We start from the raw sequence: 23,181 nt of genomic DNA on the forward strand, positions 1-23,181 counted from the left end.
CCTCGAGAATCGCTGCGCAGTCTGGACGCCGGGCAGGGCCTGGCCTGTCCACCAGGGCATCACGGCATCGATAGGCGGCCTACGCTACATGGTGCATCGGGACAGCCTCACGCCCGATCAGGCACCGGCGATTCTTCCTCCGTGCGCTTCGCGAGCTTCGAGGGCCACCAGACGGCGGGTCCGATGTCCCGCACCAGGGCGGGGACCAGCAGCGCTCTCACCAGGAACGTGTCCAGGAGCACGCCGAAGGCCACGATGAACGCGATCTGGGCGAGGAAGAGGATGGGGATCACGGAGAGCGCCGCGAACGTCGCCGCGAGCACGACACCGGCCGAGGTGATGACGCCTCCGGTGACGGTCAGTCCGCGGATGACTCCGGAGCGGGTCCCGTGAGCCAGTGCTTCCTCTCTGACGCGTGTCATGAGGAAGATGTTGTAGTCGATGCCCAGGGCCACCAGGAACACGAAGCCGTAGAGGGGCACGGTGGGATCGGCCCCGGGAAAATCGAAGAGACCGTTGAACACCAGGGCCGAGACGCCCAGGGCTGTGCCGAAGGACAGCACGGTCGTCAGGACCAGCAGGACCGGTGCGAGGACCGAGCGCAGCAGCACCATGAGGATGACCAGGATGACGACCAGCACGATCGGGATGATGAGGTTCCGATCATGGATGGCGGCCTCGTTGGTGTCGAGCGCGGTGGCGGTGACGCCGCCCACCAGCACGTCGGTCTCCGCTGAGGCATAGGTGCTCCGCAGGTCACGGACGGTGTCCTGGGCCTCTGCCGAGTCTGCCGGCGCGCTCAGTGTGGCCTGGAGCATGATGGACCCGTCGACCACGGCGGGATCCGGAGCAGGTGCGCCGGGGCCGTAGGCGCTGATGCCCTCGTCGTCGACCGGGGCCGAGCCGGCGTCGTCCTCGGTCACGGCGGTGACGCCGTCGACCCCTGGGTTCTCCAGAAGCACATCGGCGGTGTCCTGGAGGGAGTCCTCCGCCGTGACGACATATGCGGGACTGCCCGAGCCCTCCGGGAAGTGCTCGCCGAGGGCGACCTGTCCCTCGCGGGCCTCGGACTCTCCCAGCACCAGCTCCGACTGCGGCACCCCCTGGGCGTCGAGCTGAGTGAGGCCCAGCGCACCCACGAAGAGAAGCAGGGTCGTGGCGATCCAGATGCGGCGCGGCCGGCGCGCCACGAATCGTCCTGTTCGGGCCCAGACGCCGCGGTTCGGCACTCCGCCTTCAGCGGCGACGACCTCGGGTTCGAACCGAGGGCGGCGGGGCCAGAAGGCGGCCCGGCCGAAGGCGTAGAGGACCGCCGGGAGGAAGGTCAGCGCGGAGATCATGGCGAAGACGATGCCGATCGACGCGACGGGGCCCAGGGTGCTGTTCGACTTGAGGTCGCTCAGCAGCAGGCACAGCAGGCCGGCGATGACAGTGCCTCCGGAGGCAAGGATCGGTTCGAATGATCCCCGCAGCCCCTTCCAGGAGGCGGTCCATCTGTCTTCATGGACCCGCAGCGCCTCCCGGTAGCGCGCGACGTACAGCAGCGAATAGTCGGTGGCCGCGCCGATGACCAGGATGAACAGGATGCCCTGGGTCTGCCCGCTGAGCAGGAGGATCTCCGCCTCGGCCAGCCACCAGACGGTCAGCAGCGAGACGGTGAGGGCGAACACGCTGGTCGCAAGCACCGCGATGGGCAGCAGCAGCGACCGATACACGACGATCAGGATGAGGAAGACAGCGGCCAGGGAGACTGCGAGCAGCAGCCCGTCGATGCCGGCGAACCCGGCGGCGAGATCCGCGCTGAACCCGGCGGGTCCCGTGACGAAGACGTCCACATTCGAAAGCTCTGCGCTCAGCGTCTGCGACACCTCCTCGACGACGGCTCCGAGATCCTCCTCCGATCCGATCGGGACGAAGGCCTGCACGGCGAATCCGTCCTCGGAGGGGATGGCCGGAGAGAGGTCATCCTGCACGCCGGGGACCTCAGGGAGCTGTGCGACGGCCTCCTCGATCTCCGTGGTCTCAGACTCGCTGAGCTGCGTGTCAGAGGTGACGACGACGACCGCGGGGACGGTGTCTGAGTCATTGAACTCGCCCAACAGCTCCTGCACCGTCGTCGCGTCCGCAGACTCGGGAAGATAGGTCGTCTGATCGTTGGAGGAGACCTCCGAGACCTTCCCGAAGTAGGGGCCGCCCACGGCGGCGCCCGCGAGCCAGACCAGGATGAGAACGGCCGGGAGGAACACCCGCAGCCACCGAGGGACGTGTCCCCGGGCGGAGCGACGGCCGCGGCGCGTGCCGGAAGCACCGTCCTCGTCGAGAACATCCAACTCGCGCTGCGGCATCTCTGCTCTCCTCATCTGACGGGTCGTGTGGACCTGGAATATACTGTCCTTGTGGATAAACTACACCAAAGGATAGTAACCTGCACTCGCGTCCCCGACGCGTCGTAAGGTGGGCAGCATGGCAGCACCAGAAGCAGGGTCCGATTCCGTAGCAGATCACCTGTATGAGGTGGACGCCGCGGACCCGCAGCACCAGCTTGTCGATCGCTCCGGCGTCCCCGCCGAGGACACCGCCCAGATCGGTCGACTCATGCGGGCGCTGTCTGAGCTTCGTGCGGCCGAGGAGCGCCTCTCAGAGGCTTCGCAGCAATACATGAAGCTCAGCCAGCAGGACATGCGAGCGATCCACTATCTGATCGTGGCGGACCACCGCGGGACCATGGTGACCCCGGGCATGCTCGCCGCCCACCTGGAGATCTCCGCGGCATCGACCACCAAGCTCCTCAATCGCCTGGAGAGCGGCGGCCACATCACCCGGGAAGTGCATCACTCCGATCGTCGCGCCTTCATCCTGCGGGTGACGCCAGAGACCGCGAAGACCGCGATGGACACGGTCGGGCGTCAACAGGCCAAGCGGTTCCATTCGGCAGCACGGCTGAGCGCGGGCGAGCGAGATGTCGTGATCGGATTTCTCCAGGACATGACGCAGCAGCTCTCACTGGAGGGTGTTGACTGGGCGAAGGTGGGCGAGGAGCCCGCTGAACCCCGCTGAACCCACCTGAACCGCACTGAACCGCACCGAACCCACAGCGTCACACCTTCACACCCTCCCGCTGGGCGATATATCGTTTACTCCAGCCTGACCCACCGCGGGTGCGGCGCCTAGGTGTACTGACCTGACAGGTTAATCAATCTGGTGATGGGAGCCTTGTTCCCGCAGGCGGTGTGGGGCCGGTGATGATTATATTCGTGGAGCCATCCCGCAAGGTCATCCCGGCGCTGTGTCTCGCTGGTATAACAACGCGCATAACCCCACCCATCAGCCAGGGTGCGATGGAATCGTTCGATCTTGCCGTTGGTCTGTGGCCGGCGAGGCCGAGTCCGGCAGTGCCGGATGCCGAGTTCGATACATGTGTCTCGCCACAGGTGTGAGACGTAGGCCGAACCGTTGTCTGAGAGAACCCTTCGGGTGGTGACCCCGCGCTCGGCGAACCACGTCACGGCCCGTTTCAGCACCGCGGTGGCCGTGGCGGCGGTCTCGTCATCGTGGACCTCGGCGTAGGCCACCCGGGAGTGGTCATCGATCACCGTATGCACGAAGGCGTACCCCATTTTGGGGTTGCGATACTGATTCTTCGGCTTTCCCAGGGTCGCGGCCCGGTTCCGTCCACCCTGGGAGCGACCTACGAAGCGCCAGCCGCCGCCGTCGGGGATGTTGCCGAGCTTCTTGACATCTACGTGGAGCAGATCCCCGGGTGCAGCGTGTTCGTAGCGGCGAACGGGCTCACCGGTGGCCCGGTCCACATGGGCGAGCCGATGCAGCCCGCACCGAGTCAGCACCCGGTGAGCGGTCGAGGGAGCGACCCCGGTCGCGGCGGCGAGCTGGACCGGACCGACCCGCTTACGAAGCCGCAGCGACACGATCCGCTTCGTCACCGCAGGCGGGGTCTTTGCCGGCATGCGGTCTGGACGGCTGGAGCGATCGGCCATCGGCTCCCCGGCTGCGTACCGGTCCGCCCAGCGCTTCACGGTCGGCCAGGCGCATTGAAACCGTGCCGCGACTTCGGAGATCGGGACGCCTCGATCGATGACCAGCTGGGCGACCTTCAGGCGGTGACGCGGAGTCAGAGCAGCGTTAGCGTGGGACATGGGAGCCTCCTGTGCGTGAGCGGATACTTAGGCAGTTCCACTCCACCGCAGGAGGCTCTCTTTGTGCCAGGGTTCAGATCAGCGGATCACACAGAGTTAACCAACGTCCCCGGTCAGTACACCTAGGAGGTTGTCATGACTGGAACACCCCACTCACACGCACGAGGCATCTTCGGCGATTTTCCGCCAGCGATGGGCGGATCCCCAGGCGATATCTGGGAGGCGCTGGACCAGCTGCGTGGCGCCTTCAAGCCGAGAGCGGCCCCGCGAGCCAGCCGCGGCGACGTTCGCACAGCGGTTCTCACTCTGCTGGCCGAGCGGTCTATGCACGGCTATCAGATCATCAATGAGATCGAGCAGCGCAGCGGCGGAGCCTGGAAGCCCAGCCCGGGCTCGGTGTACCCGACCCTGCAGCTCTTGGCCGATGAAGGACTGATCCAGGCCGAAGAAGAGGGCGGCCGCAAGACGTATTCGCTGACTCCGGAAGGCCGTGCGGCAGCAGCTGCGACCTCGACGGATCAGATGCCTGCCCAGTGGCAAGGCGGTGAGCCTCGCGGCCACTCAGTGCGAAGCTTGTCCAAGGCCGGCATGGAACTGGCTCAGGCGGCGGCACAGGTCGGCCGTTCCGGGACCCCTGAACAGATCAAGCAGGCGGAGAAGGAGCTGGACCAGGTGCGCCGCAGGCTGTATTCCATCCTCGCCCAGGACTGAACGGCATGCCTGCAGCAGGTGACAACCCGGGGCCCGGGCACCAGGGCGCCGAGTGAGCCTTCGGTGAGCCTTTCGTCCAAGACGCTGCGCACTCGGTACCGTCGCATCCTTCGCTTCGCTGCTCTTCACCTGGTCCAGGTGTGGTGGTTCGAGCTGATTCTGCCGCGCATCGGTCTGGCCCGATTCGCAGCTTCGGGACGTGCACGACGCATGCGGCGCTTCGCCGAACGCTTCCACGTGCTTGCCGTCGATCTCGGCGGGCTGATGATCAAGGTCGGTCAGTTCCTGTCGTCCCGCCTGGACGTGCTTCCTCCTGAGATCACCAAAGAGCTGGAAGGACTGCAGGACGAGGTGAGCCCCGTGGCCTTCTCCGCCATCAGGACCGTGGCGGAGCAGGAACTCGGAGTCTCGCTGGATCACGCATATTCTTCCGTCGACCCGAACCCGCTGGCCGCCGCCTCACTGGGCCAGGCGCATCGCGCTGAACCGGGGGCGGAAGACGCTGAGCTGGCGGGCTTCGCCGGGGCAGTCGTGAAGATCCAGCGCCCAGGCATCGGCGAGATCGTCGACGTCGATCTGGCGGCCCTGCGACGGGTGGGTCGCTGGTTGTCCCATATCCGAGTGGTGAGCAACCGGGTGGATGCGCCAGCGCTCGTGGAGGAGTTCGCCGTGACCAGCCTGGAGGAAGTGGATTACCTTCACGAGGCCGCCAACGCTGAACGGTTCACCGCGAACTTCTCTGGGGACGCGCGGGTCTCTGCTCCGGCTGTGATGTGGGAACGCACCACGCGGCGGGTGCTCACTCTGGAGGACGTCACCGCGATCAAGATCAACGATGTGAAGAGGCTCAGAGCCGCAGGAATCGACCCCTCCGAGGTCGCCACCCAGTTTGCGAACGTGATGTTCGATCAGATCTTCGTCCATGGGTTCTTCCATGCGGACCCGCATCCGGGAAACATCTTCGTCACGCCAGCCTCCCCCGACCAGGCGCTCCTTCCAGGGGTCGCTCAGCGACCCTCCTGGCGCCTGACGTTCATCGATTTCGGGATGATGGGCGAGATCCCGGATACTCTGCGCGACGGGCTGCGCGGGGTGTTCATCGCCGCGGCCTCTCGCGACGGCAAGAGCCTGGTCGACGGGATCCAGCGGGTCGGGGTGCTGCTTCCCTCGGCCGAGACCACCGAACTCGAAGAAGCCATGACGCAGCTCTTCGCCCGATTCGGCGGCATGGGCTTCGCGGAACTGAAGGAGGTCGACCCGCGCGAATTCCGGGAGTTCGCGAGAGAGTTCGGCGAGCTGGTCCGTTCGCTGCCGTTCCAGCTGCCCGAGAACTTCCTGCTGATGCTGCGCACGGTCTCCCTGATCTCGGGCGTGTGCAGCACCCTGGACCCCCGGTTCAACATCTGGGACGCCGTGGAGCCCTACGCGCAGCAGCTGATCCGCGACCAGCGCGGGCCGGCGGTCCAGGACGCGGCGCACAAGGCAGCGGACACAGTCGCTGTGGCGCTGCGGCTGCCGGGCCGGCTCTCTGACGTGGCCGACCGCATTGAAGACGGGCACATTTCGGTGCGCACCCCGGATCTCGACCGGCGGGTCGCAGCTCTGGAGCGCGTGGGTCGACGGATCATCTCGGCGATCCTGTTCACCGGGCTGCTGGTCACGGGCACACTGCTGCGAACAGAGGACGGTCTCATCGGTCCCACACTGATGGGGGTCTCCCTCCTTCCGCTGCTGCACGCGGTCCTGCCGTCGCGGAGAGTGCGGAACTAGATGTACTGACCGGGGACGTTGGTTAACTCTGTGTGATCCGCTGATCTGAACCCTGGCACAAAGAGAGCCTCCTGCGGTGGAGTGGAACTGCCTAAGTATCCGCTCACGCACAGGAGGCTCCCATGTCCCACGCTAACGCTGCTCTGACTCCGCGTCACCGCCTGAAGGTCGCCCAGCTGGTCATCGATCGAGGCGTCCCGATCTCCGAAGTCGCGGCACGGTTTCAATGCGCCTGGCCGACCGTGAAGCGCTGGGCGGACCGGTACGCAGCCGGGGAGCCGATGGCCGATCGCTCCAGCCGTCCAGACCGCATGCCGGCAAAGACCCCGCCTGCGGTGACGAAGCGGATCGTGTCGCTGCGGCTTCGTAAGCGGGTCGGTCCGGTCCAGCTCGCCGCCGCGACCGGGGTCGCTCCCTCGACCGCTCACCGGGTGCTGACTCGGTGCGGGCTGCATCGGCTCGCCCATGTGGACCGGGCCACCGGTGAGCCCGTTCGCCGCTACGAACACGCTGCACCCGGGGATCTGCTCCACGTAGATGTCAAGAAGCTCGGCAACATCCCCGACGGCGGCGGCTGGCGCTTCGTAGGTCGCTCCCAGGGTGGACGGAACCGGGCCGCGACCCTGGGAAAGCCGAAGAATCAGTATCGCAACCCCAAAATGGGGTACGCCTTCGTGCATACGGTGATCGATGACCACTCCCGGGTGGCCTACGCCGAGGTCCACGATGACGAGACCGCCGCCACGGCCACCGCGGTGCTGAAACGGGCCGTGACGTGGTTCGCCGAGCGCGGGGTCACCACCCGAAGGGTTCTCTCAGACAACGGTTCGGCCTACGTCTCACACCTGTGGCGAGACACATGTATCGAACTCGGCATCCGGCACTGCCGGACTCGGCCTCGCCGGCCACAGACCAACGGCAAGATCGAACGATTCCATCGCACCCTGGCTGATGGGTGGGGTTATGCGCGTTGTTATACCAGCGAGACACAGCGCCGGGATGACCTTGCGGGATGGCTCCACGAATATAATCATCACCGGCCCCACACCGCCTGCGGGAACAAGGCTCCCATCACCAGATTGATTAACCTGTCAGGTCAGTACAACTAGACCCCACAGACGGCGAGGCCTCGTGAATGTGACATCCGCTCCCGGCGTCGTCGTGCTTCTCATATGGTTATAGTCCTTCTGGAAACACCATCGAGTGCATGGATCACTCGGGATCATGAGATGAGGACTTAGATGCGCAGCTCCACCGGCGGATCTCCGGTTGTCTGGCCGATGTCGCCCGGAAGGGGGACGCGCCCATGTTGAGTCCACGGGGCCGAGGTGCCCTCAGTGAAGCCGTCTTGACGGCGATGCGCGCCGGGAAGACGTCCCGCCTGGCCGAGGCGCCACAGCCGGACGGCGCCGAGGATGCGCAGCTCGCCTTGTGGGTCCTGTACGAGCAGCACTACCAGGGCTTCGAGGATGTCGCGGGGGAGTTGGAGTGGGATCCGCACCTGATCACCGTGCGGCGGGGCCTCGAGCAGGAGTTTGAGCGGACTCTGCGGGCCCGGACGCCTGAGGCGCCGAGTCCGGAGAACTTCGCTGAGAAGTTCTTCTCCTTCGTGGCCGAGCACGACGGGCCTTCGGTGGCGGCCCATGTCCAGCGCAAGGCGACCGAGGATCAGGTGCGCGAGCTGCTCCGACACCGTTCGATCTACCACCTGAAGGAGTCGGATCACACGACGTGGGTGATCCCCCGTCTGTCCGATCGGGTGAAAGCCGCCGTCATGGAGCTGCAGTTCGACGAATACGGCGATGGTGACCCCAGTCGTCTCCACGCCCACCTCTTCCGTCGTGGGCTGCAGGACAGCGGCCTGGACTCTGGCTACGGCGCCTATATCGACGAGGCGCCGCTGGAGGTCCTCGAGGAGAACAACGCGATGTCCCTGTTCGGCCTCAACCGCCGGCTGCGCGCCGCGTCCCTGGGATTCCTGGCCGCATTCGAGGCGACCAGCTCGGGTCCGTCTCGGCGGATGGCCGGAGGCCTGGAGCGGCTCGGATTCCCGGCGTCCATGATCGGCTACTACACCGAGCACGTCGAGGCGGACGCGGTGCACGAACAGCTCGCGGTGCGCACCATCTGCGGAGCCTTGCTGGAGGAGGAGCCGGACCTGCACGACGATGTCTATTTCGGCGCCTGGACATCTTTGGACCTCGAAGACCGCTACGCGGAGAGGATGCTGAAACAGTGGGCCGCATGAACGAGAATCCAGAGCCTGGCCACCCCGATGTGATCTTCTGTCCCGGTGGGCCGATGCTGCTTCGCGGTGATCACCTGGTTCAGGACGAGGCTGGCAACGAACATCGGACGACACGCCCGGTCAGCGCCGTCTGCCGCTGCGGCGGGTCCAAGATCAAACCCTGGTGCGATGGCACGCACAAGGCCATGCACAAGCGCTCCCGCGACTGATCAGTCTGGGATCAGCGCGTCATCCGCACCAGCACGCCACGTTCGAAGACGCGGGTTTCGACGACCCTGACGGAGCCGGACAGCGCTTCTGCGGCATAGCCCGCGATCGTCTCTGCCTGTGCGGTGTTCCCGAGCTGGAGGAGCCCGGAACCGCCTGCGGAGAGATGGCGGTCCATGAGGTCCACACAGGTGCGCGCGAGAACGAGCCCGTCGTCACCGCCATCGATGGCGAGGATCGGGTCCTCCGGGAACATCGAGGTCTCCGCTGAACGAACCCAGGGCGGATCTGCGACGATCAGGCTGAACCGCTCCTCGGCTGCCAGTGCGGTGTCGATCCGGCTCAGCCGGAACTCGACCTCGGATCCCAGACCATTGGCGGCGGCATTCTCCTGGGCGAACTGTTCTGCGACCGGGTTGACGTCCACCATGACGAGGCGACGGTCCGAGTCGCGCATGGCGCCCAGTCCGATGTGCCCGACGCCGGCACAGAGCTCCAGCACCGGGCCCGGCGGCGCTTCGATGAGCAGCTCAGCCGCCCACGCAGACTGAGCTTCGGTCCATGGCCTCGGCTCGAGCACTCGGTCGTCGAACGAGATGGCGAGCCCGCGAAAGGTCAGCTGCTTCATGACTCCTATTGTGTCCCAATCGGGTTCATGCGATTTCGAGGCGGAGCGCGAGTCCGTCGAGAAGCACATCGATGCCGAAGTCGAAAGAGGGCTCCCAGTGGGTTGCCCCGGGAAGGGGAGAGCCGGCCCTGGCGGCTTGTCGAGTGACCAGCTGGGCCAAGGGTGACGTGGGAGTATCCAGGCCTGCCGCGTGAGCGCTGGCGGCAGCCGTCGCGCTTCCGAGAATGAAGTCAGAAATGGTTGCCGCGGCCTGAGTCTGGGTCTCTGCGGGTGCCCCCGTCGACGCGAGAGACGTCACTATGCGACGAAAAATTTCCAGGGCGTTGGGGCCCAACAGGGGTCTTGTTGCGGCGAAGCCTGGTGCCCACGGGTGTGATGCGAGAGCGTTGTGCATCTGGGTGGCCGTCTCAGAGATCTCCTCGCGCCAGGATCCTGGCGTGGCTGAACGCTCGACGGCCGTGCGGAGAATCTCGTCCAGCGACAGATCGATCAGGTCCTCGCGGCGCTTGACGTACCAATAGAGGCTCGTGGCGTGTACGCCGAGTTTTCCAGCGACCTTTCGCATCGTCAGGGCGTTGGACCCCTGTTCATCCAGGAGCTTGATGCACGCCTGAACGATGGCCGCCTGCGACAGATCGGTCGTGACGCGGCCAGGCTTTACCGGGCGGGCAAAGACGTGGTCGGCCTCAGCAGTCTCTCCTGCGACCTCATCGCCGGCATCTGAAGAGGGTGAAGCATCCATCTTCCAAGCGTACAGCGCTGCATGGATCCTACACTGTTGGAGAATCATACGGTGTATGAGAAGGTTGCCGCATGACAACCACTACGTTCGCCGTCGACCGCTCCGCCACTGCCACGAGTCGGGTGGATCCACTGCGGGGACTCTCGGGATTCTTCGCCATCACCTTCGCCGTCTCCTGGCTGATCTGGTGGCTCGGCCCACTGGCAGCCCCCGGTTCATCAGCCACCATGCCCCTGGTCATCGCCGGCAGCTTCGGTCCCGCGATCGCTGCCGTCGTCGTGACGGCCTGCCTCGAGGGTCGTGCTGGGATCAAGTCCCTCTTCGGCAGGTACCTGCCCAAGAGGCAAGGTGGGATTCGTCCGTTCCTCCTCGGATTGGTGGTCTTCGGGGTTCTGCTGGCCTCTGGTGGCGTGGCACTGCTGGCGGGTGCGTCACTCGAAGTCGAAGGGCTCCGCGCGGGACTCATCGCACTGCCGGGAAGCATCATCCTGATCGCACTGGTCGGCGGCGGAAACGAGGAGCTGGGATGGAGAGGATTCGCGCTGCCCCGTCTGCAGGCGGTGATGCCCCCGGTCATCGCGAACATCATGCTCGGAGTCATCTGGGCGGTCTGGCACGCCCCGCTCTGGTCGATGGCGACATCCCAGTCCGAGATGTCCTTTCCGATCTCCGTGCTCATGGTCGTCGCGATCTCCATCGTTCTGGGATTCATCTTCAACGTCGCCGGCGGAGGACTGCTCGCCGTGGTCGCAGCGCACACGGCAGTCAATGCAGCGGGTGGGCTCAAGGCCGCAGCGCTCGGGGGCATCAACGAGATTCATGAGCTCTTCGCGATTGCCCTGATCGCTGTGGCCCTGCTGATCAGCACTCGGGGATGGCTCGGACTTCCCCACCACAGGGCGACTCGCTCGGTTTGGAACCTGCAGCTTGTGAGTTGGATGGTCCTCGTGATTCTCGGCTCGGCCGGTGCCTGGTTCGCCTGGATGGGCTGGGACCAGAGCTACTGGACCGATCCGGTGACAGAACTGCAGCACGGACCGTACCGGGCGTGGCAGGTGGTCGGTTGCACGCTGACCCTGGTGGTGATCGCTGTGAGCGCGTCCCGCGGAAGGCACTGGCCGACGGTCTTGCTGTTGCCGCCCGCATTCACTCTGGCGTGGGTCGGCACCACGGTCAGCCAAGACACCACTGGATTGTGGATGATCGGCGCACTGCTCGTGCTCTGCGGGAGCGCCGCCGCAACGCTGCTCGTCCTCGCACTTGTCCGCGGAATACCTGCCATGTTGACGCGCCGCCGAAGAGCCGCCTAGACCACGGCGAACCCGCCCAGGGTGAGTGGCCCGCACACGATGAAAACCCACGAGTACACCCGACGAGCGTCAACCCAGGACAGGACAGACTCACGATGCAGTCTCGCCATTCATCCGCCGTGCAGAACAACTCATCGGGGATCTCCGTACAGGGCCTGCACAAGTCCTACGGTGAGCTCCCGGTGCTGCAGGGGGTGAGCTTCGATGTCGCCAGAGGCAGCATTCTGGCTCTGCTGGGAGCAAACGGCGCGGGCAAGACCACTGTGGTCAAGATCCTCGCCACGCTGCTGAAACCCGATCTCGGAACGGCCACCGTCAACGGCTGCGACGTCATCTCCCAGGCGGCGCACGTGCGCGGTTCGCTCAGTCTGACCGGACAGTTCGCCGCCATCGACGAGATCCTCACCGGGCGGGAGAATCTGATCCTCGTGGCCAGGCTGCGGCACCTGGAGAACCCCAGGGCTGTCGCCGACGCACTCTTGGATCGCTTCTCCCTGACGGAAGCCGGCTCGCGGAGGGCCTCGACGTATTCGGGGGGCATGCGTCGCCGCTTGGACATCGCGATGAGTCTCGTGGGTGAGCCGGCAGTCGTCGTCTTGGATGAGCCGACCACCGGCCTCGATCCGCAGGCGCGCCTCGAGGTGTGGGAGACCGTGCAGAAACTCGCCCAGGCAGGAACCACCGTGCTGCTCACCACGCAGTATCTGGAGGAGGCCGAACAGATCGCCGATCGGATCGCCATCCTGCACCGCGGCCGAATCATGGCCACCGGCACTCTGGACGATCTCAAGACGCTGATGCCGCCGGCAACGGTCGAGTACGTCGAGAAACAGCCCAGTCTCGAGGAGATCTTCCTGTCCATCACAGGAGACGCCACTGACCGCAGCGCCGACACGGACAACCCAGAAGACACCCCAGATTCTGCGACGTGAGGACCACCATGACCCCGCATTTCATCAGCGACACCGCCACCCTGACCGGCCGGTCCCTCCGCCATATTCTGCGCAGCCCAGACACGATCATCACGACGGCCCTGATGCCGATCGCCTTCCTCCTGTTGTTCGTCTACGTCTTCGGCGGGGCCATCGAGGCTGACGCAGAAGGGCCGTATGTGAACTACCTGCTGCCCGGAATTCTCTTGATCACGGTAGCTTCAGGGGTTTCCTACACGGCGTTCCGGTTGTTCTTGGACATGAAGGCCGGAATCGTCGAAAGATTCCAGTCGATGCCCATCGCGCGCTCCTCGGTCATCTGGGCTCACGTGCTGACATCGCTCGCCAGCAACCTGCTCGCTCTGGCCGTGGTGGTCATCGCGGCCCTGGTCATGGGGTTCCGTCCCAGCGCGGGAGCGGGGGAGTGGTTGGCCGTCGCGGGGATTCTGATGCTCTTCACCCTCGCGCTCACGTGGCTGGCGGTCATTCCTGGGCTGACCGCTCAATCGCAGGACGGAGCGGTCGCGATCTCCTACCCCTTGATCCTCCTGCCTTTCATCAGCTCAGCCTTCGTCCCGACCGAAACCATGCCTGGACCAGTCCGTGCCTTTGCAGAGCACCAGCCAGTGACCTCCATCGTCGACGCAGTGCGTCAACTGTTCGCGGGGCAACCTGTGACGGCCGATCTCTGGGTCGCGCTGGCCTGGTGCGTCGGCATCCTTCTTATCGCGTATCTCTTGGCGAACGCGATCTACCGGCGCCAGACCAGCTGAACCTCCCACCGCGCCGGGTTCCGTGGGTGGTCCGGGTTGGGGTCGCTACGATTGCTCCATGTCGGCCCCCTCAACGCACTTCGATCGTCCCGCGCTCATCGTCATCGACGTCCAACAAGGCTTTGACGATTCCGAATTCTGGGGTCCGCGCGACAACCCGGCGTGCGAGCAGAACATTGCGGCCCTTGTGGCCCACTGGAGGAACAAGGACTGGCCACTCGTGTTCGTTCAGCACCAATCGTCCGACCCCGGATCGCCGCTGGCCATGTCCAGTCCTGGTCGTGAGTTCAAGGACGTGATCACCGGGACCCCGGATCTGCTTGTCCGGAAGAACGTGAACTCCAGCTTCTACGGCTCTCCGGATCTGGATTCCTGGCTGCGAGCAGAAGGCATAGGGCAGGTGGTGATCTGCGGGATCACGACGAACCACTGCTGCGAGACCACTGCTCGCATGGCCGGCAATCTCGGCTATGACACGTACTTCGCTCTTGACGCGACACATACTTTCGATCGCAGGTCTCCCGACGGCACCACGGTGCCGGCGGCAACGCTGTCGATGGTCACGGCGACGAATCTGGACGGAGAGTTTGCCACCGTCTCAGAGACACGCGCCCTGCTCGAGAGTGACTCGAGTCCACGATCCTCATCGGTCTCCGGGTGAACAGGATGGTCACCGCTACGCACGTCCGTGGGCCACATACCGCCGGAGATCCGGGGAACGGAACGGGGAGCCCGAGTAAAGCGTCCCGATTACGGAGGACGAAACCATGATCTATTCGCGCATCGTTGAGACAAAGGTCCGGTCGGTCTTCGACCAGATCAACGCCGGCAACTACATTGGAGATGGTCGATGGATTGGGCGACCCTTTCACCTACCACTTCCACGGCGAGCACGCTCTCGGTGGGCGGCGGAGCTCCCGCGACGCCATGATCCGCTGGTGGCAACGGATCGTTGACCTGCTGCCCGGCGCAAGATTTACGATCCACGAGGTGATCGTGCGCGGGGGCCCCTGGCGCACCCGCGTCGCCGTGCGCTCAAGCGTCCGTGGCCCACTCCCTGATGGTGGTGTCTACAGCAACACCGTCTTCCAGTTCATGACACTGAGATGGGGCAAAGTGACTGAGGTCGAGACCATCGAGGATATCCAGGTGCTTGTACGCGCCCTCGAGGTAGTGGCGGCCAGCGGAAGTTCCGAGGCAGAGGCAGCCCCAATCGTCGATTGACCCGAGGCCTATAAGCCCTTGCTCGAGTGGTGGGGTCAGTCCCCCAGCACGCGGAGCCACTTTCATCACCTATTGACAGCTCCGCTCCAACGATTTACGGTTAAGCCCTTCATTAATTAAGGAGATGGCTAAGTGGCTGCGACGGATCCTCTGAGTCTGGTGTTCGCCGCACTCGCTGACCCCACCCGCCGAGAGATTCTCTCCCGGCTCTCCCGTGGCGCCGCCACCGTCGGTGAGGTCGCGGCGCCGTTTGATATGAGCGCCCCCGCGATCTCGCAGCACCTCAAGGTGCTCGAGCGTGCTGGTCTTGTCACCCGCACCGTCGAGGCACAGTGGCGAACGCTCTCATTGCAGGCGGAGCCCCTTGATGAGGCGTCGGCCTGGGTGGAGAAGCAGCGTATCGAGTGGAACCTGCGGCTTGACGCCCTTGAAGACCACCTCGGGACTATGAAGATGAAGGCATCAAGGAACCAAGATTCTAAGGAGACCGGCGATGAGCGCGACACCTGAACTCACCCCTGAATTCTCGATCACCCGCACTTTCGACGCCCCACGTGAACTCGTATGGCGCGCCTGGACTGAGGAGTCCGAACTGGCGCAGTGGCTGCGTCCGTTCGGCGTCAGGACAGACTCCGTCTCTTTCGACGTCCGCGTCGGGGGCCACTACGCGTACACGATGATCAATGACGAAACCGGGGAGAAGTTTCCCACCGGCGGCGTCTTCCTCGAGGTCGAGCCCATCAATCGTCTCGTGCTCACGTGGGGCGACCCGGACGGACCCGTCAAGGCGGCGTCGGTCATCACCCTGACCTTTGCTGCGCAGGGCCCCGGCCGAACTGAACTGGTGTTCCACCTGCGTGGGTTCGACGGCAGGCCGGGCGATGGTTCTGTCTACGACGGCTGGGATGAAGCGCTGACAAACTTCGGGCGACACCTGGTCGGTGATCTACGGGACTGAGGTTGCCGGCTGGTGCCGGGCGTCGCCGTCCCACAAGGTAGCCCGAAACAACATCGGCGCCGAGGTGCCACGCTTTCCCGGCCTGATCCACGTCGATCCTCTGTGGCACCCTCACGCCAGCCACGACCCCCGCCTCGACGGTCACGATGCCTGGATGGAGACCCTGCGGTAGCTCGCCGTCTGGGGTCTTTGTCCTGCCGTGATTACGCCTGTCACCTACGGCGCGGCGCATGGGGAGTCACATCTCGCAGGGTACGGGCTGTCTTATTGACTTGTCGCAATCCTCAGCTTCGTTCGCGGTCGCGTCCCGGCGACTCCTGGGTGAGGGCGCAACAGTGGCTCTATTCCTGAGGAGCTCAAGTGCGGAGATAGGTGTAGCAGATAAGGCACGCACCCCTGCGGGCATTTTCTTCGGGCGGGGTGAACGGGCCTCCCAGTGATGACAGGGGTGCAAGACGTCGATTACGTGGATCACGCGCGGTCACCGACCCGCTTACGCACAGTGTTTCAATTGCGAACTTGGTCCTTTGAAGCAGGAGAGCCGACTTCAACGCGTAGAGTCAGCTATACCGGTCCCCGTCTGGAGATGGGCACCCCACCGGATGGAGTCCATCATGGACACCACTTATCCTGCGCGCGATCATTCCGCAGAACTCACCAAAGTTCTTCTCGAACACCAAGACATCTCTGGGGTCCTGAGCTCCATCGCTCGCCTCGCCGCGGAACGCCTCTCGACCGAACGTCGGATTCTCTGCGGGATCGTCCTTGAGCGTGCCAGGAAGAACACTGTGGTCGCCAGCAGCTCCCGAAGCCCAGCAGATGGACGAGGCTCAGGCTGGTTTCGATGAAGGTCCCTGCCTTCAGGCGCAGAGGTCCAACACGATCATCCGGGTCTTCGATGTGCGCCAGGAAAAGCGCTGGCCCCAGTACATGGACGAGGTGCGCAGCCACGGACTCCGCAGTGCCCTGGCCATACCGCTGACCGTGAACGCCACCGCCACAGCCGCCATGAACTTCTACACGCACGAAGCCGCAGCCTTCACCGAAGAAGACGTTGAGGCAGCCAAGGGATACGCCGAGATGGCATCCACGGTCGTAGCGATCGCGCTGCACATCGCAGCCCACGCAGAGAACGCTGAAGACCGGCGAATCGCTATGGAGTCACGCACCGCGATCGACGTGGCGGTGGGCATCATGATGGGTCAGAACCGGTGCAGCCAGGACGAAGCAGTCACGCTTCTGAAAGACGCGTCCAATCACCGCAACATCAAACTGCGCGTCCTGGCTGAGCAGATCATCGCTTCAGCAGGACACGGACCAACATCGACGAACTTCGAGTCATAACTGGAGCCTCCGGTCTATCACGCGGGGGAATCCGGGTAGGAGTGCTCTCTGAGTAACCATCGGCGGGTTCGTACGGAGTGCGCTCCGTGCTCCTAGAGACGCCAAGTCAAGACCCGTACGGACACCACTGTTAGTCCCGTAGCGCGCTGAACCTGGATCTCTGCAGTTTCAATCGCCGTCGACGATGATGCGGCATAGAGCGAAACCACAACGACGTCTTCCCCATGCATCTCATAGTGAGAGATCGATCCATTGCGTCGCGCCCGCAACTCCGCGATCTCAGCCGCTAGCAGGCCGCGCCCGAGGCGCACGACTACGTGATACTTCGACAGCACCCTGGGCTCCTTATTGTTTGCAAAAGGAAGCGCGAGGGGTGGTAGCGGCTCCAAGAGGGACTCCTGTGGACTCTCTTCGCCCCGGGAGATGTCTCCGGCGTTACCATCGTCGCTGGGTGGAGGTGACCTGTCCGCAGAGACGAGTCCAGAGCAACATCCTGGTCGGCATTCGGGAGAACAGCGAGGAGCGAGGCGCAACGTCTGGGGCAGCGCCAGGAAGGTATTGAGAGAGGCTTCATAGCGGGACCTTGAGTAGAGGTTTCAAGTGCCCGTGGCTTGAGCTGTTGCCAGGATACCCCTCGGAGCAGAGTCATGTTCTCGTCGTGAGGAGGAACCCCGGGGCCCATGCTCGAGTGAGGACTGTCCATGAAGACCGTCGAGTGGGATGTCGTGTAGGGCCAGGGGGCTACTTTGAGCGGTTGTGTTTGATCGCTTCGCGTACGAGCTGCTTCAGCGCGGGTTCGTTCAGCACGTCGCCCTCGCTTAACTCGTAAGAGCGGCGCTGGTTACCTTTGAGTTCTCCGTTGAACAGGGTCTCTGGGTCCTCGAGAGATGCGCCGTGCATGAATCCGAGCTTCACTTTGCTCTTGAAGATGTTCCCGACGATGAGAATGCCGTCGAGTTCCCATACGGGGGAACCCATGTACTTCCATGTCTCGACAATGTCGGGGTCAACATTGAGGATCATACGACGAGCATCCTTGAGGATCTGGCCTCGCCAGTCGGGGTGGGAGGCAATGAGGTCATCGATGTTGTCGCTCGGTGTCACGGGAGAGGCTCCTGTCGGAAGGTGGTGGCGTCAGGCGGTGTTGGTCAGGCCTCGGGAAGCGCTGCAAAAGCCTTCTTCGTGTCGCGGTACCAGCCCATGCCCTTGATCGGGTTCCTCCACCGGCTTTTCATCGCCTCGTAGGCAGGCTGGTGAGTCGTGTCTCCGGATTTGGTGATGTCCTTGAGGTGTCGGTCCTGAGCCTTGATGATGTCGTCGGCAGTCTCACCGCGCAGTGGTAGCTCGCAGGGGCCGCCAAGCTGTCTACAGGTCATCGTCTTCATCGTTGTTCCTTCCATCTTGGTGCGTCAGTCGTGGGTTCGTCGGAGGTTCTACTTCTATGACGAGTGGGACAGCACGAATGTGACCGCAGGCCTAGCCGAGCCGAGAGGGAGCGGGTGTCGGTTACCTCTCGTGGTTCCCGGTCCGCCGGGCAAGTGAGGTCAGAACGTTCTGTCGTGCCCGGAAGGTGATGCTCTGGACCAGGCCGCCAGAGATGGTGAAGTCGAACGCCACGCGGGGTTGTCCTTGTTGGAACCACGCAGCACCAGGACGCCCGTCGATGAGGACAGGTAGCGCCGCTTTCGCGGCACCGTCGAACATCGCTGCGACGTTGTGTCGCCCTTCAATCCGTCGGGGGGTGCCGGCTGCGATGGCTTCGGTATCTGCGGTGAGGAGGGCATCGGGGGCGAGGAGGTGAAGAAGACGTGCGAAGTCACCACTTCGGGCAGCTGTAAGGAAAGCGTCGACCACTTCCCAGCTAGCGGGAGTTCCCTCTGGGGTGCTGGCCGTGACTTTGGAACGCGCTCTCGATGCCAGTTTGCGGGCTGCTTGTGGCGAGATGTCGAGAACACTCGCGATGGTGCGGAAGTCCACGCCGAAGGTGTCATGCAAGATGAAAGCTACGCGCTCAGGTGGCGAGAGGCGTTCGAGGACGATGTGCAGGGCAACTCCGACAGTGTCCGCCAGAACCACATGATCGGCTGGATCCTCTGCAGTCTCTGCATCAGTGAACTCGAGCTGTTCTCTTGGTTCGGGGGTCTTCGAACGAAGACGGTCCAGACACAGACGCGTCGTGACGACGGTCAGCCAAGCAGGCACGTTCTCGATCACACTTGCAGTGCCGTGAAACCGTATCCACGCCTGTTGGAGGATGTCTTCCGCCTCGGTCCGATCGCCGAGCAACCCAGCGGCTAGACGTACAAGCCGCGCACGCTCCGCCTCAAATTCTTCGATCTGGCCCATAGGTTCAAACCATAGATCGTGACGTCCTGCGGTGCGGTCGCTCCACATCGACATTGTTGCAGAACCCAGATCTGCAACAGACGTACTGGAACGCTCACGAATGACGCGGCGTGCCACGTTCCATTGGGCACTGACCGAAGCGGCACGCCGAGGCGAGCTGTGAAACGACTTGGACTTAGAAGCGTGTAGAGACCTCATCAACGGTTTGTGGCGGTGGTTCAGCTAGAGGTGTCTGAGGTAGCGCTCGGGCGAGGTGAGGAAGGCTTGCCAGCTGGTGACAAGCTCGAGATTCTTCCACTGCCGAGGACGAAGACCCCAGCTGCCTACTTCGAGGATCTGAGCATTTGGCAGGGCGGCCAGGAGAGGTGAGTGTGTCGAAAGGATCACCTGGGACTCTCCTGTCGCCACGATTTCTTTCAGTACGCTGAGCAACGCTAGGCAACCAGAGAAGGACAGTGCTGATTCTGGCTCATCGAGGACCCAGAGGCCCGGTCCACGAAATCGATCACCCACGAGTTCGAGGAACGATTCACCGTGGGACATCTCGTGGAAGGCAACGTCCGGTCGCCCGCTCGTGCTGGGGTTCGACTCGAGGTAGGTGTAGAAGCCGTGCATCGTTTCGGCTCTTAGGAAGTACCCGCGTCGGGTGGTGCCGGCGTTGCGGACCACTTGGAGGTGGTCGGCGAGCACCGACTCCGTTGAGCGTGTCCTGTGCTGGGCTCCTGTCGAGCCTCCCTCGGGGGACAGCCCGTACGCCAACGCGATTGCCTCGATGATGGTCGACTTGCCGGATCCGTTCTCACCCACCAGGACGGTAGCCAGGCCGAGATCCAGTCCGTGATCGAGGATCGTAGCTACGGGCGCCAACGTCGCCGGCCAAGTCTGCCGGTCCAGGGTGTTGGCAGGATGTTCGGTCAATCTTCGGATTGGAAACCGTTCGAAGGCCATGCGGTCAGTGTGCCAGCCACAGCGCTGGATCTGGGTTGCGCGGGGGAGACCGGCCTGCGGGCACCCGTAGACGATCCTTGAGAAAGCTCTCGTCTAGGAGCTCGCAGTGGCTCGCAGATGTTGGAAGAGACCTAGATAACTCCGTTACCAGGCATGACCGAGGAACGGGTCCCTGCGCGGAATACTTCCACCTCTCCCAAAGTTGAGTAGGATGGACTCAAGTTTCTGAGACGCGGGTGAGCAGCCAGCGTCAAACACACACCGGGAGGGGCAGACATGGACGTCAAACTCACGACCAAATCACAGGAGGCCGTCTCGGCCGCCGCGATGAACGCCAACACCGCGAGCAACCCGCAGGTGGAGCCCGCGCATATCCTCAAGGCCCTGATGGACCAGCGGGAATCCATGGCGGTGGCGCTGCTCAAGGCCGCCGGCGCCGATCCCGATGCGGTGAGCACTCGCGCGTCAGCCATCATCAAGTCTCTGCCCGCTACCAGCGGGGACTCGGTCGCTGCTCCCCAGTTCTCCCCTGCGGGGCTCAACGTGATCAAGGCGGCCCAGGCGCAGGCTGAGGACTTCGGAGATGAATTCGTGTCCACCGAGCACCTGCTCATCGGTGCCGCCTCTGACGGCGGACCCGCCGGCAGGACGCTGGCCGAGGCCGGTGCCACGGTGGAGGCGCTCAAGGCGGAGCTGCCCGGACTGCGCGGAGACCGCAAGGTCACCTCTCCGGACCCCGAGAACTCCTTCCAGGCGCTGGAGAAGTACGGCACGGACATGACCGAGATCGCCCGCTCCGGCAAGCTGGACCCGGTGATCGGACGCGATTCCGAGATCCGTCGTGTCGTCCAGGTGCTCTCCCGCCGCACCAAGAACAATCCGGTGCTGATCGGTGAGCCCGGGGTCGGCAAGACCGCCGTCGTCGAAGGCCTGGCCCAGCGCATGGTCGCCGGTGACGTCCCCGAGTCGCTGCGCGAGAAGACCCTGATCTCCCTGGACCTGGGCGCCATGATCGCCGGAGCGAAGTATCGCGGCGAGTTCGAGGAGCGGCTGAAGGCCGTGCTCGAAGAGATCAAGTCCGCAGAGGGCCGGATCGTGACCTTCATCGATGAGATCCACACCGTGGTCGGCGCCGGCGCCTCCCAGGGCTCCATGGACGCTTCCAACATGCTCAAGCCGATGCTGGCCCGCGGTGAGCTGCGGCTGATCGGCGCCACCACGCTGAATGAGTACCGGGAGAACATCGAATCCGACGCCGCCCTGGAGCGCCGCTTCCAGCAGGTCTATGTGGGCGAGCCCTCAGTGGCCGACGCCATCGCGATCCTGCGCGGGATCAAGGAGCGCTACGAGGCCCACCACAAGGTGGGGATCGCGGACAACGCCCTGGTCGCCGCCGTCACGCTCTCGGACCGCTATATCAGCGGGCGGCAGCTGCCGGACAAGGCCATCGACCTGATCGACGAGGCCGCGTCCCGGCTGCGCATGGAGATCGACTCCGCCCCGGTGGAGATCGACGAGCTGCGCCGCGTGGTGGACCGGCTCACCATGGAGGAGCTGGCCCTGGCGAATGAGACCGACCCGGGCTCAGCCGACCGCCTGCAGACGCTGCGCGCGGACCTGGCCGACAGGCGCGAGGAGCTGGCCGAGCTCACCGCGCGCTGGGAGGCCGAAAAGGGCGAGCTCAACCGGGCTGGTGAGCTGCGGGTGCGGTTGGACGAGCTGAGGTCCACCGCCGAGCGCGCCCAGCGCGATGGCGATCTTGCCGAGGCCTCCCGGCTGCTCTACGGGGAGATCCCTCAGGTGGAGAAGGACCTGGCCGCCGCGGAGGAGGAGGATGCCTCCACTCCCGCGCCGGAGAAGAAGATGGTCGCCGATGAGGTGGACGCCGACGGCATCGCCGAGGTCATCGCCGCCTGGACCGGCATCCCCGCCGGGCGGCTGCTCCAGGGGGAGACCGAGAAGCTGCTGCAGATGGAAGAGCTCATCGGCTCCCGGTTGATCGGCCAGACTAAGGCTGTGGGCGCGGTCTCCGACGCCGTGCGCCGGGCCCGCACCGGCGTGGCCGACCCTGACCGGCCCACCGGCTCCTTCATGTTCCTGGGCCCCACCGGCGTGGGCAAGACCGAGCTGGCCAAGGCGCTCGCGGAGTTCCTCTTCGACGACGAGCGCTCCATGGTCCGGATCGACATGTCCGAGTACTCGGAGAAGCACTCCGTCTCCCGCCTCGTCGGAGCACCCCCAGGCTATGTGGGCTATGACGAGGGCGGTCAGCTCACGGAAGCTGTCCGGCGTCGTCCGTACTCGGTGATCCTCCTCGACGAGGTGGAGAAGGCCCACCCGGAGGTATTCGACATCCTGCTGCAGGTTCTTGACGACGGCCGGCTCACCGACGGACAGGGCCGCACCGTGGACTTCCGCAACGTGGTGCTGATCCTGACCTCGAACATGGGCTCACAGTTCCTGGTCGATCAGACGCTGGAGCCCGCGACCAAGCAGCAGCGGGTCATGGACGTGGTCCATGCCTCCTTCAAGCCGGAGTTCCTGAACCGTCTCGATGACATCGTGATGTTCGATCCGCTGTCCATGGAGCAGCTCAGCGGGATCGTGGAGCTGCAGATCGGGCTGCTGCAGGAGCGCATGACGGCGCGCCGGCTGACCTTGGAGGTCACCGAGGCCGCGCGGGACTGGCTGGCGTTCACCGGCTATGACCCCGCCTACGGCGCCCGTCCGCTGCGTCGGCTGGTCCAGCGCGAGATCGGCGATCAGCTCGCCCGCGCGCTGCTCTCCGGCGAGGTCGAGGACGGGGACACCGTGCTGGTGGACCGCCAGGAGCTCAGCCTGGAGGGTGAGTCCGTCCACGGGCTCACCGTGACTCGAAAGGCATGA

Annotated in this window: 23 protein-coding genes; 15 read left to right on the forward strand and 8 right to left on the reverse strand. The window is 64.4% G+C overall.

Going from position 1 to position 23,181, the window contains the following annotated elements; all coding sequences use genetic code 11:
* Positions 1-107: 107 nt before the first annotated feature.
* On the reverse strand, positions 108-2,345 hold the full coding sequence (locus tag H4W27_RS12645; protein WP_192596250.1) for an MMPL family transporter: 2,238 nt from the start codon (positions 2,343-2,345) through the stop codon (positions 108-110).
* 118 nt (positions 2,346-2,463) lie between these two features.
* Here H4W27_RS12645 and H4W27_RS12650 point away from each other — a divergent pair, with 118 nt between their 5' ends.
* Positions 2,464-3,057 (forward strand): MarR family winged helix-turn-helix transcriptional regulator, encoded by a 594-nt coding sequence (locus H4W27_RS12650; protein WP_192596251.1) that lies wholly within the window; start codon positions 2,464-2,466, stop codon positions 3,055-3,057.
* Positions 3,058-3,167: 110 nt separating this feature from the next.
* Here the strand turns inward: H4W27_RS12650 and H4W27_RS12655 are convergent, their stop codons facing one another.
* A complete protein-coding gene (locus tag H4W27_RS12655) occupies positions 3,168-4,154 on the reverse strand; it encodes an IS481 family transposase (RefSeq protein WP_192594253.1) in 987 nt (328 codons plus the stop codon).
* A gap of 135 nt (positions 4,155-4,289) precedes the next feature.
* Between H4W27_RS12655 and H4W27_RS12660 the strand changes: the two genes are divergently transcribed.
* The 5 genes from H4W27_RS12660 (at position 4,290) to H4W27_RS12680 (ending at position 9,092) form a co-directional block, all read left to right on the forward strand.
* Positions 4,290-4,865: a PadR family transcriptional regulator gene (locus H4W27_RS12660; RefSeq protein WP_404821857.1), complete on the forward strand. Its 576-nt coding sequence runs from the start codon at positions 4,290-4,292 to the stop codon at positions 4,863-4,865.
* Positions 4,866-4,928: 63 nt separating this feature from the next.
* Positions 4,929-6,635 (forward strand): ABC1 kinase family protein, encoded by a 1,707-nt coding sequence (locus tag H4W27_RS12665; protein WP_192596252.1) that lies wholly within the window; start codon positions 4,929-4,931, stop codon positions 6,633-6,635.
* Positions 6,636-6,757: 122 nt separating this feature from the next.
* Positions 6,758-7,744 carry an IS481 family transposase gene (locus H4W27_RS12670; protein WP_192596253.1) on the forward strand — a complete coding sequence of 329 codons (987 nt, stop codon included), beginning with the start codon at positions 6,758-6,760 and terminating at the stop codon, positions 7,742-7,744.
* Positions 7,745-7,941: 197 nt separating this feature from the next.
* The gene (locus H4W27_RS12675) at positions 7,942-8,883 is read left to right on the forward strand and encodes an iron-containing redox enzyme family protein (protein ID WP_192596254.1); all 942 of its coding nucleotides are present in this window, start codon (positions 7,942-7,944) and stop codon (positions 8,881-8,883) included.
* Positions 8,880-9,092: a CDGSH iron-sulfur domain-containing protein gene (locus tag H4W27_RS12680; RefSeq protein WP_192596255.1), complete on the forward strand. Its 213-nt coding sequence runs from the start codon at positions 8,880-8,882 to the stop codon at positions 9,090-9,092. The genes H4W27_RS12675 and H4W27_RS12680 overlap by 4 nt, the downstream gene beginning before the upstream one ends.
* Positions 9,093-9,103: 11 nt before the next feature.
* On the opposite strand, the gene H4W27_RS12685 is transcribed toward H4W27_RS12680, so the two are convergent.
* Together H4W27_RS12685 and H4W27_RS12690 are read right to left on the reverse strand one after the other, a co-directional pair.
* A complete protein-coding gene (locus tag H4W27_RS12685) occupies positions 9,104-9,718 on the reverse strand; it encodes a methyltransferase (protein WP_192596256.1) in 615 nt (204 codons plus the stop codon).
* 25 nt (positions 9,719-9,743) lie between these two features.
* On the reverse strand, positions 9,744-10,460 hold the full coding sequence (locus H4W27_RS12690) for a TetR/AcrR family transcriptional regulator C-terminal domain-containing protein (RefSeq protein WP_192596257.1): 717 nt from the start codon (positions 10,458-10,460) through the stop codon (positions 9,744-9,746).
* Between the two features lie 71 nt (positions 10,461-10,531).
* Between H4W27_RS12690 and H4W27_RS12695 the strand changes: the two genes are divergently transcribed.
* The 8 genes from H4W27_RS12695 to H4W27_RS12730 all read left to right on the forward strand — a co-directional run bounded on the left by H4W27_RS12695 (position 10,532) and on the right by H4W27_RS12730 (position 17,001).
* Positions 10,532-11,770: a CPBP family intramembrane glutamic endopeptidase gene (locus tag H4W27_RS12695; protein WP_192596258.1), complete on the forward strand. Its 1,239-nt coding sequence runs from the start codon at positions 10,532-10,534 to the stop codon at positions 11,768-11,770.
* 95 nt (positions 11,771-11,865) lie between these two features.
* The gene (locus H4W27_RS12700) at positions 11,866-12,702 is read left to right on the forward strand and encodes an ABC transporter ATP-binding protein (protein WP_192596259.1); all 837 of its coding nucleotides are present in this window, start codon (positions 11,866-11,868) and stop codon (positions 12,700-12,702) included.
* Positions 12,703-12,710: 8 nt separating this feature from the next.
* The gene (locus H4W27_RS12705; RefSeq protein ID WP_192596260.1) at positions 12,711-13,475 is read left to right on the forward strand and encodes an ABC transporter permease; all 765 of its coding nucleotides are present in this window, start codon (positions 12,711-12,713) and stop codon (positions 13,473-13,475) included.
* Between the two features lie 58 nt (positions 13,476-13,533).
* On the forward strand, positions 13,534-14,136 hold the full coding sequence (locus H4W27_RS12710; RefSeq protein WP_192596261.1) for a cysteine hydrolase family protein: 603 nt from the start codon (positions 13,534-13,536) through the stop codon (positions 14,134-14,136).
* A 182-nt stretch (positions 14,137-14,318) separates the two neighbouring features.
* Positions 14,319-14,699 (forward strand): nuclear transport factor 2 family protein, encoded by a 381-nt coding sequence (locus H4W27_RS12715; protein ID WP_225939118.1) that lies wholly within the window; start codon positions 14,319-14,321, stop codon positions 14,697-14,699.
* A gap of 132 nt (positions 14,700-14,831) precedes the next feature.
* Complete coding sequence (locus H4W27_RS12720; protein ID WP_192596262.1) at positions 14,832-15,209, forward strand: ArsR/SmtB family transcription factor; 378 nt, start codon at positions 14,832-14,834, stop codon at positions 15,207-15,209.
* Positions 15,193-15,657: an SRPBCC family protein gene (locus tag H4W27_RS12725; RefSeq protein WP_192596263.1), complete on the forward strand. Its 465-nt coding sequence runs from the start codon at positions 15,193-15,195 to the stop codon at positions 15,655-15,657. Before H4W27_RS12720 ends, H4W27_RS12725 begins: the two co-directional genes overlap by 17 nt.
* A 765-nt stretch (positions 15,658-16,422) precedes the next feature.
* Positions 16,423-17,001 (forward strand): GAF and ANTAR domain-containing protein, encoded by a 579-nt coding sequence (locus H4W27_RS12730; protein WP_225939119.1) that lies wholly within the window; start codon positions 16,423-16,425, stop codon positions 16,999-17,001.
* A 741-nt stretch (positions 17,002-17,742) separates the two neighbouring features.
* Here H4W27_RS12730 and H4W27_RS12735 read toward each other — a convergent pair.
* From H4W27_RS12735 to H4W27_RS12750, 4 genes are all read right to left on the reverse strand, one after another.
* Complete coding sequence (locus H4W27_RS12735) at positions 17,743-18,105, reverse strand: DUF1801 domain-containing protein (protein ID WP_192596265.1); 363 nt, start codon at positions 18,103-18,105, stop codon at positions 17,743-17,745.
* A gap of 44 nt (positions 18,106-18,149) precedes the next feature.
* Positions 18,150-18,386 (reverse strand): hypothetical protein, encoded by a 237-nt coding sequence (locus H4W27_RS12740; protein WP_192596266.1) that lies wholly within the window; start codon positions 18,384-18,386, stop codon positions 18,150-18,152.
* A 121-nt stretch (positions 18,387-18,507) separates the two neighbouring features.
* Complete coding sequence (locus H4W27_RS12745) at positions 18,508-19,347, reverse strand: sigma-70 family RNA polymerase sigma factor (protein WP_192596267.1); 840 nt, start codon at positions 19,345-19,347, stop codon at positions 18,508-18,510.
* 222 nt (positions 19,348-19,569) lie between these two features.
* Positions 19,570-20,295 (reverse strand): AAA family ATPase, encoded by a 726-nt coding sequence (locus tag H4W27_RS12750; RefSeq protein ID WP_192596268.1) that lies wholly within the window; start codon positions 20,293-20,295, stop codon positions 19,570-19,572.
* A gap of 276 nt (positions 20,296-20,571) precedes the next feature.
* On the opposite strand from H4W27_RS12750, the gene clpB reads away from it, so the two are divergent.
* Positions 20,572-23,181: an ATP-dependent chaperone ClpB gene (gene clpB, locus H4W27_RS12755; RefSeq protein ID WP_192596269.1), complete on the forward strand. Its 2,610-nt coding sequence runs from the start codon at positions 20,572-20,574 to the stop codon at positions 23,179-23,181.

Source organism: Nesterenkonia lutea (assembly GCF_014873955.1).
In the GTDB taxonomy this organism is placed as follows: Bacteria; Actinomycetota; Actinomycetes; order Actinomycetales; family Micrococcaceae; genus Nesterenkonia; species Nesterenkonia lutea.

Bases quoted from the DNA above. Each gene is read 5' to 3' on its own strand.
- H4W27_RS12645 (WP_192596250.1), bottom strand. From the start codon at position 2,345: ATGCCGCAGCGCGAGTTGGATGTTCTCGACGAGGACGGTGCTTCCGGC.
- H4W27_RS12650 (WP_192596251.1), top strand. From the start codon at position 2,464: ATGGCAGCACCAGAAGCAGGGTCCGATTCCGTAGCAGATCACCTGTAT.
- H4W27_RS12655 (WP_192594253.1), bottom strand. From the start codon at position 4,154: ATGTCCCACGCTAACGCTGCTCTGACTCCGCGTCACCGCCTGAAGGTC.
- H4W27_RS12660 (WP_404821857.1), top strand. From the start codon at position 4,290: ATGACTGGAACACCCCACTCACACGCACGAGGCATCTTCGGCGATTTT.
- H4W27_RS12670 (WP_192596253.1), top strand. From the start codon at position 6,758: ATGTCCCACGCTAACGCTGCTCTGACTCCGCGTCACCGCCTGAAGGTC.
- H4W27_RS12675 (WP_192596254.1), top strand. From the start codon at position 7,942: ATGTTGAGTCCACGGGGCCGAGGTGCCCTCAGTGAAGCCGTCTTGACG.
- H4W27_RS12680 (WP_192596255.1), top strand. From the start codon at position 8,880: ATGAACGAGAATCCAGAGCCTGGCCACCCCGATGTGATCTTCTGTCCC.
- H4W27_RS12685 (WP_192596256.1), bottom strand. From the start codon at position 9,718: ATGAAGCAGCTGACCTTTCGCGGGCTCGCCATCTCGTTCGACGACCGA.
- H4W27_RS12690 (WP_192596257.1), bottom strand. From the start codon at position 10,460: ATGGATGCTTCACCCTCTTCAGATGCCGGCGATGAGGTCGCAGGAGAG.
- H4W27_RS12695 (WP_192596258.1), top strand. From the start codon at position 10,532: ATGACAACCACTACGTTCGCCGTCGACCGCTCCGCCACTGCCACGAGT.
- H4W27_RS12700 (WP_192596259.1), top strand. From the start codon at position 11,866: ATGCAGTCTCGCCATTCATCCGCCGTGCAGAACAACTCATCGGGGATC.
- H4W27_RS12705 (WP_192596260.1), top strand. From the start codon at position 12,711: ATGACCCCGCATTTCATCAGCGACACCGCCACCCTGACCGGCCGGTCC.
- H4W27_RS12710 (WP_192596261.1), top strand. From the start codon at position 13,534: ATGTCGGCCCCCTCAACGCACTTCGATCGTCCCGCGCTCATCGTCATC.
- H4W27_RS12715 (WP_225939118.1), top strand. From the start codon at position 14,319: ATGGTCGATGGATTGGGCGACCCTTTCACCTACCACTTCCACGGCGAG.
- H4W27_RS12725 (WP_192596263.1), top strand. From the start codon at position 15,193: ATGAGCGCGACACCTGAACTCACCCCTGAATTCTCGATCACCCGCACT.
- H4W27_RS12740 (WP_192596266.1), bottom strand. From the start codon at position 18,386: ATGAAGACGATGACCTGTAGACAGCTTGGCGGCCCCTGCGAGCTACCA.
- H4W27_RS12745 (WP_192596267.1), bottom strand. From the start codon at position 19,347: ATGGGCCAGATCGAAGAATTTGAGGCGGAGCGTGCGCGGCTTGTACGT.
- H4W27_RS12750 (WP_192596268.1), bottom strand. From the start codon at position 20,295: ATGGCCTTCGAACGGTTTCCAATCCGAAGATTGACCGAACATCCTGCC.
- clpB (WP_192596269.1), top strand. From the start codon at position 20,572: ATGGACGTCAAACTCACGACCAAATCACAGGAGGCCGTCTCGGCCGCC.